At 37.6% G+C, this 16485-nt stretch carries 12 protein-coding genes and 1 pseudogene; 3 read left to right on the top strand and 10 right to left on the bottom strand.

The features are described from left to right. Positions 1 to 2: 2 nt before the first annotated feature. From EAL87_RS03745 to EAL87_RS03710, 8 genes and pseudogenes are all read right to left on the bottom strand, one after another. A complete protein-coding gene (locus tag EAL87_RS03745) occupies positions 3 to 1316 on the bottom strand; it encodes a ComEC/Rec2 family competence protein (protein ID WP_162972579.1) in 1314 nt (437 codons plus the stop codon). Then, positions 1313 to 2779 (bottom strand): replicative DNA helicase, encoded by a 1467-nt coding sequence (locus EAL87_RS03740; protein WP_120913040.1) that lies wholly within the window; start codon positions 2777 to 2779, stop codon positions 1313 to 1315. The genes EAL87_RS03745 and EAL87_RS03740 overlap by 4 nt, the downstream gene beginning before the upstream one ends. 11 nt (positions 2780 to 2790) lie before the next feature. Beyond that, on the bottom strand, positions 2791 to 4185 hold the full coding sequence (locus EAL87_RS03735; protein ID WP_120913038.1) for an NAD(P)H-hydrate dehydratase: 1395 nt from the start codon (positions 4183 to 4185) through the stop codon (positions 2791 to 2793). Positions 4186 to 4187: 2 nt separating this feature from the next. Beyond that, a complete protein-coding gene (gene crdS, locus EAL87_RS03730; RefSeq protein WP_120913037.1) occupies positions 4188 to 5390 on the bottom strand; it encodes a copper-sensing histidine kinase CrdS in 1203 nt (400 codons plus the stop codon). Next, complete coding sequence (gene crdR, locus EAL87_RS03725; protein WP_120913036.1) at positions 5356 to 5997, bottom strand: copper response regulator transcription factor CrdR; 642 nt, start codon at positions 5995 to 5997, stop codon at positions 5356 to 5358. Before crdR ends, crdS begins: the two co-directional genes overlap by 35 nt. 85 nt (positions 5998 to 6082) lie before the next feature. Further along, positions 6083 to 7309: pseudogene (locus EAL87_RS03720) on the bottom strand (restriction endonuclease subunit R). After that, positions 7285 to 7986: a DNA methyltransferase gene (locus tag EAL87_RS03715; RefSeq protein WP_240444235.1), complete on the bottom strand. Its 702-nt coding sequence runs from the start codon at positions 7984 to 7986 to the stop codon at positions 7285 to 7287. The pseudogene EAL87_RS03720 and the gene EAL87_RS03715 overlap by 25 nt, the downstream one beginning before the upstream one ends. Beyond that, a complete protein-coding gene (locus EAL87_RS03710; protein WP_120913034.1) occupies positions 7979 to 8803 on the bottom strand; it encodes a DNA methyltransferase in 825 nt (274 codons plus the stop codon). Before EAL87_RS03710 ends, EAL87_RS03715 begins: the two co-directional genes overlap by 8 nt. Before the next feature lie 284 nt (positions 8804 to 9087). Between EAL87_RS03710 and EAL87_RS08340 the strand changes: the two genes are divergently transcribed. From EAL87_RS08340 to EAL87_RS03700, 3 genes are read left to right on the top strand one after another with little or no spacing between them, the layout of a single operon-like run. Further along, a complete protein-coding gene (locus tag EAL87_RS08340) occupies positions 9088 to 10509 on the top strand; it encodes a DNA methyltransferase (RefSeq protein WP_276205125.1) in 1422 nt (473 codons plus the stop codon). A 5-nt stretch (positions 10510 to 10514) separates the two neighbouring features. After that, positions 10515 to 11540 (top strand): site-specific DNA-methyltransferase, encoded by a 1026-nt coding sequence (locus EAL87_RS08335; RefSeq protein ID WP_341457615.1) that lies wholly within the window; start codon positions 10515 to 10517, stop codon positions 11538 to 11540. A 9-nt stretch (positions 11541 to 11549) separates the two neighbouring features. Continuing rightward, positions 11550 to 14402 carry a DEAD/DEAH box helicase family protein gene (locus EAL87_RS03700; protein ID WP_120913033.1) on the top strand — a complete coding sequence of 951 codons (2853 nt, stop codon included), beginning with the start codon at positions 11550 to 11552 and terminating at the stop codon, positions 14400 to 14402. A 265-nt stretch (positions 14403 to 14667) separates the two neighbouring features. Here the strand turns inward: EAL87_RS03700 and mreC are convergent, their stop codons facing one another. Together mreC and EAL87_RS03685 are read right to left on the bottom strand one after the other, a co-directional pair. Continuing rightward, positions 14668 to 15414, bottom strand: a complete 747-nt coding sequence (gene mreC / locus EAL87_RS03690; protein WP_120913032.1) for a rod shape-determining protein MreC — start codon at positions 15412 to 15414, stop codon at positions 14668 to 14670. A gap of 3 nt (positions 15415 to 15417) precedes the next feature. Next, complete coding sequence (locus tag EAL87_RS03685; RefSeq protein ID WP_120913031.1) at positions 15418 to 16461, bottom strand: rod shape-determining protein; 1044 nt, start codon at positions 16459 to 16461, stop codon at positions 15418 to 15420. Positions 16462 to 16485: the final 24 nt, after the last annotated feature.

Genomic DNA, 16485 nt, shown 5'->3' with positions numbered 1-16485 from the left:
TTCTAACCTACAATTGAACTAGGCATTATAATATATTGATAGCAACAATACAAGAAAAAGCCCGCACTCAAAACATTCATGCTTAAATAAACCTTAAAAAAACGCGCGCTTAGAATCGTTAAACATAAATGCGCCCCTAAAAGCCATAAAGGCGAAGAGATTGAAATCGTAGGGATTGTTAAGGGCATGCTTAAAAGACGATCCAATAAAGATCCCAAACCCACCGCATGCAAGAACAAACTCAAAGGGAAGAACACGATAAAAATCAAGCCTAAAGGAATGCTAAAGAGCTGGTAGGGCGAAAACATAGGGAAAAAGGCATGCGCAATAATGAGCATGTTCAAAAACACCAGCGCGCTTAAGCTTATGACTTGAAACGATCGCCTTAAAAAAGAAGAGGTTTTAAAAAAATTTTGAGTGTGTTTTAAAAACAAAAAAATATACCACACCCCACAAACAGAAAGCAAAAACCCCACGCTAAAAAGCAATTTAGGGAGTAACGCTATGGCGATACAGCACGCTAAAATCAAAAGTTTAAAACTTAAGATTCTTACCCCAAAAAAGCATGCCAAAAACCCTAGTAAGCCCATTAAAAACGCCCTGAAAAAAGAGGGTAAAAAGTCTAATAGCAATAAATACCCTAGCAAAAAAACCCACACCAAAACCCCTATATCATAAAAAGCGTTCCTATAAGGGAAATAGCGTTTTTGTAAGGGGGTATAAAAAAGCGAAAAAAGAAAATACACGCTCATGCTTAAAATCCCTAAATGGAACCCGCTGATGGCTAGTAAGTGGTTGATCCCTAACGCGTTAGCCCTGTCTCTTAAGTCTTTATTCAAGCTATCCCCTATGAATAACGCGCGATACAAATTGCCCACTAAAGCGTTAGAATGAGCGCTGTCAATGAAATGGCGCAAATGCGATTTGAAATCTTGTTTGCGTGTTAAAGAAAAAGAATAAGTTTGGAAAAAGCATGATTTTAGAGACTCTAAGAACGAGCAGGGTTTGATCCTACCAAAAAATTGCGCGTGGCGGTATTGGAGGTTTTTTAAAGGCTCTTTAATGGTGGTGTAAAAGATCATGTTTTTTGATTGGAGCTTTAAAACAAAATAGGTTTTTTGATCTTTCGTTTTAGGGTATTGTAATAGAATTTGAGCGTTCAGGCTTGTCGGTTTTGAAAAATCAAGCTTTTGGTAATTCAAGTATTCTAAATAAAGGTTAATCGCCAACAAAAGGCTTAAAACAACCCCGCACCATAAGTATTCTTTGGGGGTTGCAAGAAGTTCAAACGCCCCCTGAAAAGTTTTGTCTTTCAAGTTGTAATTATATCATAATCCACTTTAGTTTCTTGCCCCTCTTCTAAATGAGAATCTATGGGCATGTCTTCATAGCGCGTGAAAGGAGCGTTAAAGCGCGTATAAACCGTTCCTGTAGCCCCATTCCTGTTTTTAGCCACAATGATTTCAGCCTCTTCAATACTGCCATTTTGCTTGTGGATACGCCTTTCTTCATTAACTTTTAAATGCAACTCTTGCGCCTCTTCAATCTTGCCTTCTTTTTTGAGTTTGTCTATTTTGTTGTCTTCAGCCCTCATTTGATAGATGTAGCCTCTATACAAAAATAAAACAATATCAGCGTCTTGTTCAATCCCTCCGCTGTCTTTAATATCCGAAAGAATGGGCCGTTTATCGTCTCGGTTTTCTAAGCTGCGATTGAGTTGCACTAACGCTATGATAGGGATTTCTAATTCTCTGGCTAAAGTTTTAAGCTCCCTTGAAATTTCAGCGATTTGCTCATGGCGTTCTTTAGCGGCTTTGCTCCCTGACATGAGTTGCAAATAGTCAATAAAAGCGATGCCTAATTCCTTGTGTTGGGATTTAAGCTTTCGCAGTTGCAAGCGGACTTGATTGATTCCTAAATAACTTTTATCGTAGAAAAAGAGTTTTTTCCTAGAAATATCATCAAAACATTTGGCTAAATTTTCCCATTGATCATCATCAAGCCTCCCGCTCTCTAAATCATGCATATTAATAGCAGTGAGACCTGATAACGCCCTTAAGGCGAGTTGCTCTGCAGACATTTCCAAACTAAAAACCGCTACCCCCCTGTCGTCATTAAGCGCGCTTAAGACCATGTTCATCATCAAACTGGTCTTACCCATAGACGGCCTTGCCCCTATAATGACTAAACTCCCCTGATTGAAACCGCTCGTGTAATTATCCAATTGCACAAAACCAGTCGGTATGCCGGTAACTTCCAAACTCCCCTTTCTTTGGTTTTCCGTAATGAGATCCATCGCGCTTGCAAGCACTTCTTTAATGTCTCTAAAGCCCTCTATGGTGCTGCCATTTAAAAGCGTATAGACTTCTCGCTCTATAGCGTTCAAAATATCGCTGGATTTTTGCGAGTTTTCTAGGGATTGCTCTCTAAGGGTGTTGGCTAAAGTGAGAAGCTTTCGTTTAATGGAAGCGTTTTTAATCTCTTCCACATAGGCTTCAATATTATCTATAGGGCTTGCTGCAAAAATAGCGACTAGATCTTCTTCTTTGATCTGCTTGTTTTTGGGCATTTTTTGGCGGATAAAGTTCTCATCAACAGGGTAATTTTCTTCATGGAGTTTTAAAGCGATTTCAAAAAACAAGCCGTTAGGCGGGTAGTAAAAATCGCTAGGCTCTAAAACGCTATGGATCTCTTCAATCTTATGGTTAGCAAACACAATGCCTGAAAGCACGATCCGTTCAATTTCTAGCAATCGTTGCGACTGTTCTATATTGTTCATGATTTATCCTTTTATAATAATTTGATCTTTTCTATCAAATCCAGGGGAGTTAAAGCGTAATTATTCTTCAATTCCAAACCCGCTAGGGCGTGCGCTAAACTTGCGTTAATGGCAGCGTCTAAAGGCGTGTAGTTTTGAGAAAGCAAGCTTAAAATAAGCCCCGCTAACACATCGCCACTCCCTGCTTTGGCTAAAGCCACGCTCCCTAAAGTGTTGATAAAAGTTCGCCCTTGGTGAGCGATTAGGGTATTAGCCCCCTTTAAAAGCAAAACCACCTTGGGGTATTTTTGAGAAAAATCCCTTGCGATTTCTAGTTTATTGTCTAGTAATTCTAGCATGCTCATGTTGATCCCCACTAATTTCAATAACGATAAAAACTCTTTAGGGTGAGGGGTTAAGATCACTTCTTTTTCTAAAGCTTGCAACACCTCTTTATGGTAAAAAACGCCCGCATCTAAAACGCATGGGGCTAATCCAAGCCACTTGTTAAAATCCTTTGGGATATTTTCTAACCCCATGCCAAGAGCGAACGCGCTTAAGGGGTTAGGGAAATTTTCACAAAAAACCAATTCTAAAGGCTTGTTATTAGAAGTTATCTCGCATTCTAACGCTTGAACGCTCACCACCCCAGATCCAAAACTTAACGCGCTTAAAGCGCTCAATAACCCCGCCCCGCTATGCTTACCCAAAAGAACATGCGCATGCCCGTAATCGCCCTTATGAGCGTTTTTTTTATCCCTTAAAGGCAGTTTGAGATCGCTTTTTTCCAGTAAAAAAATGTCTGTTGGGATCTCATAGATTTGATTAAAAACCCCCAAATGCCCCACTTCCAATTCCCCTACATAGTCTTTAGCCCTATCGCTCAATAAGCATGATTTGATAGCGCCCATGCTGATAGTCGTATCCGCTTTAAACGCTCCCTTATCCACCCTCCCTTTAGAATCGATCCCGCTAGGAATGTCGCAAGCGATTTTAAAGCGCGCTTTTTGAGAAAGGCTTTCAAAGTTTAAAGACGGCTCTAATCCGCCCTTAAAAGCGCTCCCTATCACGCAATCCACTAAAACATCGCATTCTAAATCTTCATTTTTTTCTTCCCATGCTTTGATGACTACCCCCACTTTTTTAGCCCTTTCTTTTTGCAATTGGCACATGGGGCTTTTGGCTAATTTCATTTCAAAGACCAGTGTTTTAAAACGCCCCACTAAACGCCTGGCTAGAGCATAGCCATCGCCCCCATTATCCCCGCTCCCACAAAGGATAATGACTTTAGCGCCTAAAGAAGCGTTTTGTAAAACCGCCCTTTCTAAAGCCATCGCGGCGTTTTCCATTAAAACGTCTTCGCTTAAAAACAATTCTTCAATCGCCCTTTTGTCTAGGGCATTTACTTTTTCATACACTGAAAGCATCTTTATCCTTGAAAATGAATGCAAAACGAATTTTCGTAAAATGTTCCTTTTAAAGAGGGTTCGCTATGGATTTCTAAACGCATTTTATACTTTTCGCACACTTTTTTCACCAAATCTAACCCTATACCATAACCCAACACGCTAGAATTGAAACGCGCATAACGGACGCTTAATTCTGTGATCTTGTCTTTAGGGATTTCATACCCTAAATTTTTCACTTTCAAAAACTCATGCGTTAGCTCTATGTGGATATACCCATGCATGACGCTGTATTTGATTGCATTCATGAGCAAATTACTATAAAGCGAAAGGAAATCCTGCTCTTTAGCCTTCAACTCCACTCCCGCTAAATCGCTTTTAAATTCTAGCTTGTGGTAGTCTATCATCTCGCTAAAAAGCGTGTTTTCTTTGATAATCAGGGCTTTTAAATCCAAAAGCACAAAGGATTCGCACTCAATATCTTGCATCACTAAATACGAGAGCGAGCGGTATAAAAAACTCATGCGCTGGATAGCGATTTTAATGCGGCGGTGTTGTTGGCTGTCTTCTAGGGTTTTTAAAGACAAGACTAAAGCGCTCATGGGAGTGTTTAATTCATGCGTGGTGTTTTTTAAAAAATGATCGATGCGGGTGATTTCATTCCTAATGGGCTTTAAAAACAAACGCCCTAAAAACACAGAAACCCCTATCACGCATAAAAACGCTACGACAAACACTAAAACGATATTACGATACAAAGAAGAAAAATGAATAGGTTTAGAATTTTTAAAAAGCATTTTAGCCACGCCTAAATGGGCGAAACTTTCATCGCTAAATAAGTAATATTCCCCCTTAAAACTAAAAAAGCCCGTCTCTTTATGGGTTTTAATCAAATCCGCGCTTTCAGGGATATTAGAATACAAAACACGCTTTTTGCTATCAAAAAGGGCTATGGAAGCGTCTTTATAGCGTGAAATCAGAGTGTTTAAAGCGTTGTGGTAATCCCCATGCGTTTGCATGTGCAAGGCAATCACTTCGCTAGCGATCTTAGAAGCCATTTTATCCATGTCCATGCGTATCATTTTGATTTTTTCGTTTTTTTCATAGTTGAACGCTAAAACGCTAATCACTAGCATTAACACAAACGAAGAGCCTAAATAAGTCCCTAAAAAAAGTTTGAGGGATTTTTTTTCATAGTGGGTTAAAGCGATAGCCCACCCCCTTATGCGTTTCTATACAATTTTTACCCAAAAGCTTGCGCAACACTTTAATGTAAGTGCGTAAGGTGGAATCATCAATCGCTTGCTCCCATAAATTATTTTCTAACGCTTGAGAGCTAATGATTTGCCCTTTATGCTCCAAAAAGTATTCTAAAAGTTGTGCGGTTTTGGGCGGCAAGATCTCTTTTTTGCCCCCAACACTCAAGCAATTTTGGTGATAAAAAATGTTAGGCATAATTTCTATGGGATTATCATTGAAAAACCTTTTAATGCGCGCTTCTAATTCATCCAAATCAAAAGGCTTTTTCAAATAATCGCTCGCTCCTAAATTAAAAGCGTTTTTTAAGGTAGCGTTATCCTGTAAGGCGGTGATAAAAATCACAGGCGTAGAGATTAAGAAATCGTTTTTGATGCGCTTAAACAATTCCAAGCTATTCATTTCAGGCACTTGCACATCTAAAAGCAAGAGGTTGAAGCGCTCAACAGAGAGTCTTTCATAAGCTTCTTTCCCGTTAAAAGCGCAAAACACTTCATAGCCCAAATGCTCCAAAAACTCCCTAACGCTCTCGCTTAAAAGGTAATCGTCTTCTAGTAAAAAAATCTTTTTTTGCATGGGGGTATTGTAGCGCTAATTCTATAGCCTTTAACTAAAAGCGGTTATGAAAACGCTCCCTTAAAAAAGACACCGCCTTATTTTATCAGCCGTTTTTAGAATGCAATAAATCTTTATTGTATTCTAGCATGACATTTTGCAAATCAAGTTTATATAACACCTTTTCAATGTAAGTCAAATAAAGGCTTTCTTGTTATTCTTTGAAACCTTTAGATAAAATCGCATCGCAATTTTTAAAATACAAACAAATATGTTTATTTTGCGTTTGAGATATTTTCGCATGGTTAAAAGCGTCAATATAGATCAAGTTTTCCCATTTATCCAAAAGATCAAATTCTTCTATAGAGCGAGCCAAGCATAAAGGCACAATATGGTGCAATTCAAAGCCCTTTTCTTTTTTAACGCCATGTTTTTCAAAATAAAGGGCTTTTTCTTTAATAGAGCGTTTGAGCTTTTTATCGTTTTGTTTGTTTTCTTCATTGAGCGTTTTTAAAATAAGCCTCTCTTTATTGGTTTCAAAAAACACGCTTTGTTCTAGCAAGCTAAAAATTTGTTGGGCTTGATTTTTCCAATTATGATAATCTCTCTTTTCTAGCTTATTCCCGTTAAAATGGTTAGGGTTGCAATAATCTTGTGCTAACTCTTTTAATTTTTCTTTTTGGATGCGGCTTAAACTCCTATATTCTCTAACGTATTCTATAATTTCACTTCTAGTAAAATTTTCAATATTTAAAAATGTAACAAAAAACATCATTTCTTCAATGTCTAAATAATGATTGTCAAGCCCTATCATTACCTCTCTGCATTCTGCTCCAAAACCTTTTAAAAGATTTTCTAAAGCTTGCGTGTAACAAAAATTTTTTCTTAACAAATCTTGCGCGTTTAAAAATTCTATAGCTAAGGGAGTTAAACTGATATATTTAATATTGCTTTGAATGTAGGGGTTTGTAGGTTCTTTATTTTTATTGTAGCGCTCAATCAACCCCATTCTATGCATATCTACAAAAAGATTTTTTCTCAAGCTGTCTTGGGTTACTTGATTCTTTTTTCCTAAATTATCTTGAGGCATTTCAGAGATATTATCCACCACTTTTGCATAAACCTCTTCGCCTATGATATTGCTAGGGCGTTTGCTCATATCGGTGGTGCGGATTTGTAAAAAATTCTCTCCCACTTCATTAAAAATAGCTTGAATAATGGTTTTAATTTTATTTTGATCGTAACGATTGTGTTGGGATAAGTGTAAGCCCCTATAATCAGAGCTTTTTATGCGATTAGCTAAGAATTTCAAACACTCTTTACTGGGGTCAATAAGCTATTCATGCCACTGCCACTAAACAAATCTAAAATCAAATCGTTTTTGTGAGAGCTAGCCTTTATCATGCGTTCAATGAGCGCTTTAGGTTTGATGCTGGGGTGTTTTGGCTTAAGGATTTTACCCTTCTCTTTTTCAACATGCCTTTGTGAAGTGATTTCCCACACATCAAGGCATAATTTGCCCTTAGGGTTAGGGAACCAGCGTTTGTTATTTTTTAAAATCCCCTTACTTTGAGCATGTTTGATGCGTTCGGTGGATTCATAAGCAATGCGGACTTCATCGGCATTAAAGGTGTAGTTTTTCTTGTGCATGCTATAAAATAAAATGCTTTCTTGCGCGTGGTTATAACGCTTTTTGGCGTTGGCAAACCCATCTTTTTTAACCCAAGTGATAAAATTTAAAAAATGCGCTTTTTTATGGTGCAAATACGCTAAAAATAAAGCGCAATTAAAGGGGGTATTAAAGATATAAAAACTCCCCGTATCTTTGATTTTGGGTAGTACTTTATCAATCCAAGCGTAAGAAAATGTTAAAAACTCTTCATCATTTTTAAAACTATCCCATGAAGCAATTTTAAGATTGTAAGGAGGATCAATAATGGCTAAATCAACGCTTTTATCTTCTAATTTGTCTAAAAATGTGAAAACATCTTCTATATAAATCTTATTCAAAATCAAACAAGTTTCCTAATTTTTGCTCAATCAAGGGCTTATAATTTTCATAGAGTTCATAACCTATAAAATTTCTTTTTAAAAGTTTTGCTTCTCTTAAGGTTGTCCCGCTCCCGCTAAATGGATCTAGAACCACATCGCCCACGCAACTATACAATCTAATCAAACGCCTTGCTAATTCAGCCGGCATTAAAGCCGCATGCTTGCCAAAAGCAATATCGTTTTTATTAGGGATTGGGATTTCCCAAATTTGTTTAGTAAATTCCACCCATTCCTCTTGAGTCAATTGGCTTTGTTCTTTTTGCTCCTCTGTGGGTTGTTTGGGCTTGCCGTCTTTGACAAATACGCCGATAAATTCTATAGTGTTTTGCGCATAAAAATTTCTAGGATAAGGGTAGCTCCCAAACATCAATCTTTTAGTAGGATTTGCGCGTTTCCAAATATAGACATCCAGTAAGAACATTTTAGGCTTGTTTTTTAGCATGTTGTTTAAATCATGCAAAATGGAGTGTTGAATATCAGCATGCAAATCAAAGATATGGCGGTTATAGTGCGTGTTTAAAACCTTTTTAAGCATGGGCATTAAAGGCACATTAATGCAGAGCTTACCATTGGGTTTTAGCGTTCTATAACACTCAAGCCAAACTTTTAAAAGACCTAAAAGATAATCTTCATATTTTTCTAACGCCCCCAAATCTTCAACATGTTGAGTTGAATGTTGTAAATCTTGTGTGCCATTTTTTGCGTAATCTTTGATGTTGAAATAAGGTGGGCTTGTGATGATCAAATCTACGCTATTATCTGGCGCTTCATGCATGTTGGTGCGCTATGATAAAACACTTTATTGATATTCAATCTTATTTTTACCTTTTATTAAACTCCAATGGGTTTCACAGAGATAATTTTACAATGAAATAGGGGTATTTTAAAAAATGAGTCAGTCAAGGTAATCTAAAATTTCAATGAATCAATCTCCCTAACGCTCTCGCTTAAAAGGTAATTGTCTTCTAGTAAAAAATCTTTTTTTGCATGGGGGGTATTGCAACGCTTAATGGGTGGGCTTTGTTATAATACTTTCCATGTTTTTTAAGGAGCGTGATAATGAAAACGAATGAAGCGCAATTTTATGAAGTTTTAGAAAACCTTTTCATAGGCGTTAAGATTGAAGACAAGCAAGAAAGCCTTTTAGATCCTAGCCCTAAAGCACTAAGAAGTGGCATGATCAATCTCATGAAGGCTAAAAGCCAGTATTACCACCATAAAAAACAAGAATTAAAAAAACTCATTGATTTAAAATGCCAAGATAACAACGATCTCAAAGAAGAATTGTTTGACAAACTCTATAGCTTTTTCAAGCGTTATTTCAGCGCTAATGGAGGGATTTATTTCAACGACACGCCCCTTTACGATAATCTTTATACCAAAAGCGATTATGAAAAATGCTCCCTTAAAAAAGACACCGCTTTATTTTATAAAACCAAAGATCTTTATTATGTGAAAAGCGAAACGATTTATAAGGATTTTTGCTTTGAATTAGAGGGTATTCTTTTTAACTTTGATACTTCTTTACTAGAAAGCAAAAAGTATAATGAAAAAGTGGATTTAGTCTTTACTTTAAAAGATACAGACACAAAAACTAACACCTTAAATTTTAGCGTTACTCTTAGCAGCAAGGGGACTCAAACAAAAACGAATGAAATCCTAAAAAAATGCTTCAATCAAGGCGTCAAACTTGATGAAGAAATGTTAAAAAAAGCGTTGGTCAAATTCAAAAAGCAAGGCAGTATGGATTATTTCATCCATAAAAACGCGCTAGGGTTTTTAAAAGAGCAGTTGGATTTGTATCTGTTTGAATACCTTTTTAAAGAAATGACTGCATTTGATTTAAAACGCCTGAATGGAATCAACATTATTAAAGAAGTGGCTTTAGAAGTGATTTCATTAGTGAGCGAATTTGAAAACGAACTTTGTAAGATTTGGAACAAACCCCGCTTTGTGTTAAACTCGCATTTCATCGTAAGCTTAGACAAACTCAAAGCCAAAAACTACGATTTGAATAAAATCACAAACCATCCAAACTACCCCAAACAAGTCCAAGAATGGCAAGATTTGAATTTAAAAATCACAGACAAAGAAAACGAGTTTTTGCCCCTAGACACTCTCTATTTTAAAGATTTAGAAGAAGAGGTTAAAAGCCTATTTAGTGAGAATGAAATCAACGGCACGCTCATTAAAAGCGAAAACTACCAAGCCCTAAACTCCCTTAAAAACCGCTATAAAGAAGCCATTGATTGCATTTATATTGATCCGCCTTATAACACGCAAAACAATGAATTTGTTTATGCGGATAATTTCAAACGCTCCAGTTGGCTCGCCATGATGGAAAACCGCCTAGAGCTTGCGCATGCCTTATTGAACGATAAAGGCGTGATGTTTGTGAGCATTGATGACAACGAACAGGCTTATTGTAAGGCGCTCATGGACGAAGTGTTTAATGGGGGGGGGGGGGTGATAACTTTGTAAACACGATTATTTGGGAAAAAAAGTATTCTCCACAAAATGATGCGAAATGGTTCTCTGATAATCACGATTTTATTTTACTATATGCCAAAGATAAAGGAATTTGGCGACCTAATTTATTACCACGCACAAGCGAGATGGATGCGCACTATAAAAATTTAGATAACGATGAAAGGGGTGCGTGGAAACCTAGTGATTGTTTGGTAAAAACTTATATGGCGAGCTATGATTATCCTATCACTACACCAAGTGGAAAAGTTGTAACGCCACCAAAAGGGCGGTGTTGGATGACTTCAAAAGAAAATTTTCAAAAACTTGTAGATGATAATCGTATTTATTTTGGAAGAAATGGAGACAATGTTCCTAGTTTGAAACGCTTTTTAAGTGAAGTCAAGCAAGGCACAACACCTTTAACAATATGGAAATATACAGAAGTAGGACATAATCAAGATGCCACAAAACAATTGCTAGCTCTCTTTAATAATGTAAAACTTTTTGACACCCCCAAACCCGAAGCCCTACTCCAACGCATTTTAGAAATTTCCACCAAAGAAAACGATCTCGTGTTAGATTTTTTCGCTGGGAGCGGGACGACTTGCACGGTGGCGCACAAAATGAAAAGGAAGTATATCGGTATTGAAATGGGGGAGCATTTTGATAGCGTGATTTTGCCTCGCCTTAAAAAGGTTATAGGCGGTTTTAAAAGCGGTGCGCTTAAAGAATTTAATGGAGGTGGGGTGGTGAAAGTTTATGAACTAGAAAGCTATGAAGAGATTTTAAGAAAAATCAAGTATGAAGACAACGACAAACCCCTAGCGTATGATGAACAATACAGCGATTTAGTGGAGCGTAAAAACGAATCTTATACGCTCAATATAGAAGCGCTAGAAAAAATGGGCGTGGATATTAAAGAGACTTTGGAAAATTTACACGGCGTTGGAGTGGAGTTTTTCAATGAAAAGGTGGTGAAATTTAAAGGGAATGATAAAGAAGTAGAGATTTTAAAAGCCTTAAAAGAAGCGCTCATTTGGTAAGGAAAAATAATGGCAAAGAAAAAAGATTTAACCACCCATAATGAAATTTTTGTCGCTCAAAAACTCGCTGAAGAGGAATTGAATATTAACGAGATTAACGAGCCGTTAGAAATGCTAGACTTTAAAAGCTTTGATAATAATAAGGAGCTTTTAGATTACCAACAGCAAGCTTTGATCAACGCCTTTAGAGTGCTTGTCGCTTATTTTAGGGATTTCAAAGAAGATAAAAAAGAATTTTACGCATTTTATCAAAAACATTATTCATTCGCTAATTGCGATTTCGCTAAAAAGAAACTCAACCATTTGTTAAAGAACTCTTTTAAGGTAGAAAATAATTGCGTGAAGTTTGAAAACTTTATCAACCGCCTAGCCTTTTACATGGCCACAGGGAGCGGTAAAACGATTGTCATTATCAAACTGGTAGAGCTTTTAAGCGTGGCTATGGGAATGGGTTTGATCCCTAAGAAAAATATCATGTTTTTTAGCGCGAACGAGCATTTGATCAAGCAATTTGAAAAAGAAATTGAAAAATACAACCGCAATAAGGACTATTCCAAACAAATTGATTTCAAAAACCTTAAAGGCGTTAAGAATAAGGATTTTTACCACGCTTCAAAAGATTTTTTAATGGAAAAAATCGCTCTTTTTTATTACCGCGCGGATTTAATGAATGATGAAGAAAGCAAGGAAAACCTTTTAAATTATAAGGATTGTTGGGATAATGGGGAAAACTATGTGATTTTAGATGAAGCGCATAAGGGGAACAAGACTGAGAGCAAAAGGCAGGCGATTTTTAGTCTGCTGTCTTTAAAGGGGTTTTTATTCAATTTCAGCGCCACTTTCACCGAAGAAAGCGATCTCATCACTGTGGTGTATAATTTGAGCGTGGGCGAGTGGGTGAAGCTTGGCTATGGTAAAGAGTCTGTTTTATTGAAGAAAAACAATTTAAACGCTTTTAAGGAATTGAAAGATTTAAACGATAGGGAAAAAGAAATCGCGCTTTTAAAGGCGTTATTGCTTTTAGGCATGCAAAAACGCTATAAAGTAGAAGGCTATTTTTACGACCCTTTAATGCTCGTGTTCACGCATTCTGTGAATGTGGAAAACAGCGATGCGGAAATCTTTTTTAAAACTTTAGCGCGCGTGATTGAAAACGACGATGAGGGCGATTTTTTAAAAGCCAAAGAGGATTTATTAGAGGAATTAAAGGATCCGGAATTTCTTTTTAGCGACAACAAAGATCAAGACTATAAGATTGAGGTTTTTAAAGAGAGTTTAAAAAGCATGGATTTTAAAGGCTTAAAAGAAGAGATTTTTTATGCCAGCAACGGGCATATTGAAGTCATTATTAACCCTAAAAACAATCAAGAAATCGCTTTCAAGCTCAACACAAGCGATAAAGTCTTTTGCTTGATTAAAATTGGCGATATTACAGAATGGATTTGTGAAAAATTAAAGAGCGTGAAAGTGGTGAGCAAGAATTTGAGCTTTAAAGAAGAGAGCTATTTCAGCCAGATTGATAAGAGCAGTATCAATATCTTAGTGGGGTCTCGCACTTTTGACACTGGGTGGGATAGCACAAGGCCTAGCGTGATTTTATTTTTAAATATAGGGCTTGATGATGACGCTAAAAAATTGGTGAAACAATCTTTTGGCAGGGGTGTGAGGATTGAAAGCGTCAAAAACCAACGCCAAAGGTTAGCGTATTTAGAGATAGATGAAGCTATTAAAGACCGCTTGAAACCAAACGCTGCAATGTTAGAAACGCTTTTTGTGATACCCACTAACCATGCAAGCCTTGAAGCGATTTTAAAGTTCCAAAAAGAGAGCGAAAATGGGGGTGAGAATAGAGGTTCTTGGCGTGAAATCAAATTAGAAAAAACGCGCATAAAACACGCCTTATTCGTGCCTTGCTACCGAAAAGAACAAACCAACGCTCTTAAAATTTCTCCAAGCGCTTCGTTTAAAATGAGCGAAAAAAATTTTAAGGATTTAAAAGAGTATTTTCATTTAATGAGTGAAAAGCATTTTATTTTAAAGCATGAAATTTATAACCCTAAAGATTACACGCTGTTAAAAGAAATGATACAAACAGCGCATTTTAAAAAGGTATCAACTTGGCATTATAAAGATTTAGATGACTTGATTTCTATCCTTAAAAAGAGACTATATCTCAATCAAAAAGTGCCTAAAGACGAGTTTAACACCCTAGATAATGAGAAAATCGTGCATTTTAAAAGGGTTAAAGTTAGGGCGGATAAAAAAGAAAAACTGATTCAAACCATCCAAGAAGTGAAAGAGTATGCGCCTTTGGATAAAGATAAACACAAACAAGACAGAACATTCAAAGTTGATGAAGCAGAGCTGTTAAAACTCAAAGAGCATTACTACACCCCTTTAATTAAAGCCAAAAGCTGCGATTGGCTTAAGCATGTGGTTAAAATAAAGAGCGAGAGCGATTTTTTAGAAGAGTTGTTAAAGATTACCGAAACGCTGCAAGAAAACTATGATTTTTGGGCGTTCAGCAAGATTGATGAGCATTTAGACAATTTGTTTATCCCTTATATAGACAACGGCGCTACAGAAAGGAAATTTTTCCCTGATTTTATCTTTTGGCTGCAAAAAGGCGGCACGCAGATCATTTGCTTCATTGATCCTAAAGGGAGCAAACACACTGATTACGAGCATAAGGCAGATGCGTATCAACTTTTTAAAGATAAAATTTTTAACCCTAAAAACGATCCCAATCTCAAAATCCAAGTGGTTTTAAAATTTTATGGAAATAAGGATGGTGTGGGGGAGCGTTATAGGGATCTTTGGATTGAAAAAGGGAAACTAGAAGATTTTTTTCTAACCTTATAGCCTAAGTTTTATCCCACTAGCGCGAAAAACTCCGTCCTTTAGGGCGCAAGATGTAAGCGTTTAGCCGTTAAGCTATATTTAAAGCTAAAATAGGTTAAAATATATCCAGTCTTTTTGGGGTAGGAAATATCCATGCAGACTCTAAAGAACAAAGCCTTTCGTGTTAGCATTCAATGGAATGCTTTAGTTAGGAAGCTCCTTGTTTAAAGGGGTGGTTTCACTGAAAGGGGTTAAAAATCCGCTTGAATTAGCCTTGAATAGAGTGCTAGTTCTTCACATCGCTTAAAAACACATGCCTTAAAAGTTTGGCTTCGCTTAAAAAAGCGTTTTTCAACACCGCGCTTTTATAAGTGTAATGATCTTCAATGCTTGAAACTTCGCCCACAAACACCCCCGCTCCAAAAATCCCATCCAGCCCGCTCGTTAGCACCTGATCGCCTATGTTGATTTCAGCGCTTGGGACAATGAAATCCACGACTAATTCTTGCTTGAAATTAGATCCTATAAAGCCTAAAACCTGATTTTTGCCTACCATCACGCTATAAGCGCACCGCTTGTGAGCGTTCAAAAACCCGTTCAAGCGCCCTTTTTCCAGCACGGCAATGCCTATGGCTTGATTGTGAGAGACAAGACCATAAATCTTATTTTCTTCTAAATCCGCAATAGGGTTGAGAGAAACGCTGCGCGTGTCTTCTAAACTGATGAATGAAGTCATAAAAGTGGGGGTATAAGTCATTTTTGGATTTTCTAAAGGATAAATACTATTCAAACGCTCTTTCAAATCGGCGTTTTCTAGTTTTAAAGCTTCTAAAATCAAGCGTTCTTTTTGAAATTCCTTAATGTTTTGGGCTTGAAAAAAATACGCTTGAATGTTGTCTAGTAAGCTGCTTTTAGCGCTCATCAAGGCGTTTTTAATCCGGTCGCTGATATAAGAAGAACTGCCTTTAATATCTAAAAAATAAAAAATAAGAAAAATCCCTAAAAGCCAAAGGAATTTAAAATAAAAACGCATGCATTATTCGCTAAAACCCACACGGCTGAGTAAATCCAAATCTTGTATGGCTTCTCCTGTGCCTTTAGCTACCGCCAACAAAGGCTCTTCGCCCACATACACAGGGAGTTTAACCATATCGCTTAAATACTTGTCTAAGCCCTTAATCAAAGCCCCACCGCCGGTAAGCACCACGCCATTTTGCACAATGTCTTTCGCTAAATCCGGCTTCACTTCTTCAAGCACGCTCCTTAAAGCGCTAGAGATCTCCCTCACTTGATCTTTAATGGCTTCAAACACATCATCAGAGCTCAATTCAATCGTGTGCAACAGCCCGCTCACTTGATCCCTCCCTGACACTTCCATCGTTAGGGGCGGATCCAATTTGATCGCGCAACCGATTCCAATCTTAATCTCTTCGCCGGTGCGCTCGCCTATCAATAGATTGAATTTCTTGCGGATGTATTCCACGATGCTTTGATCCAATTTATCCCCAGCCACTCTAATGCTTTTAGAGATGACTAGCCCCCCAAGACTGATCACGCCAATTTCAGTCGTGCCGCCGCCAATATCCACAATCAAACTCCCTTGAGGCTCTTTCACCGGCAAGCCTGCCCCGATCGCGGCCGCCATAGGCTCTTCAATCAAAAAGACTTCTCTAGCCCCAGCGCTCAAAGCGCTTTCTTTAACCGCATTCCTTTCCACGCTTGTCAGCCCATAAGGCACACACACCATGATGCGCGGGCGGATCCATGTTTTTCGTTTGTGCGCTTTTTCAATAAAGTAGCGGATCATTTTAGCGGTAATGTCATAATCGGCAATCACGCCATCTTTCATGGGGCGAATCGCTCTGATGCTGTTAGGGGTTTTGCCTAGCATTTCCTTAGCCTCGCTCCCCACTGCCAAAATATCATAAGCTTTAGAATCAAACAATCCCATGCGCACCGCCACAATAGAAGGCTCATTGATAATAATGCCCTGCCCTTTGACCAACACGATCGTGTTAGCCGTGCCTAAATCTATGGCAATATCATGCGAAAACAAACCGATCAATTTGCTAAAAATCATGCCCTTTCTAATCCTTTATCGTTA

Origin of the sequence: Helicobacter pylori (assembly GCF_003636935.1) — a bacterium.
Taxonomy (GTDB): domain Bacteria; phylum Campylobacterota; class Campylobacteria; order Campylobacterales; family Helicobacteraceae; genus Helicobacter; species Helicobacter pylori_CH.
The sequence above is the reverse complement of the archived record's forward strand: the minus strand, read 5'-3'. Positions and strand labels throughout refer to the sequence as shown.

Coding starts and splice junctions, on each gene's coding strand:
- crdR (WP_120913036.1), bottom strand. CDS start 5,997: ATGCAAAAAAAGATTTTTTTACTAGAAGACGATTACCTTTTAAGCGAG.
- EAL87_RS03685 (WP_120913031.1), bottom strand. CDS start 16,461: ATGATTTTTAGCAAATTGATCGGTTTGTTTTCGCATGATATTGCCATA.
- EAL87_RS03735 (WP_120913038.1), bottom strand. CDS start 4,185: ATGCTTTCAGTGTATGAAAAAGTAAATGCCCTAGACAAAAGGGCGATT.
- EAL87_RS03740 (WP_120913040.1), bottom strand. CDS start 2,779: ATGAACAATATAGAACAGTCGCAACGATTGCTAGAAATTGAACGGATC.
- EAL87_RS08340 (WP_276205125.1), top strand. CDS start 9,088: ATGAAAACGAATGAAGCGCAATTTTATGAAGTTTTAGAAAACCTTTTC.
- mreC (WP_120913032.1), bottom strand. CDS start 15,414: ATGCGTTTTTATTTTAAATTCCTTTGGCTTTTAGGGATTTTTCTTATT.
- EAL87_RS03710 (WP_120913034.1), bottom strand. CDS start 8,803: ATGCATGAAGCGCCAGATAATAGCGTAGATTTGATCATCACAAGCCCA.
- EAL87_RS03700 (WP_120913033.1), top strand. CDS start 11,550: ATGGCAAAGAAAAAAGATTTAACCACCCATAATGAAATTTTTGTCGCT.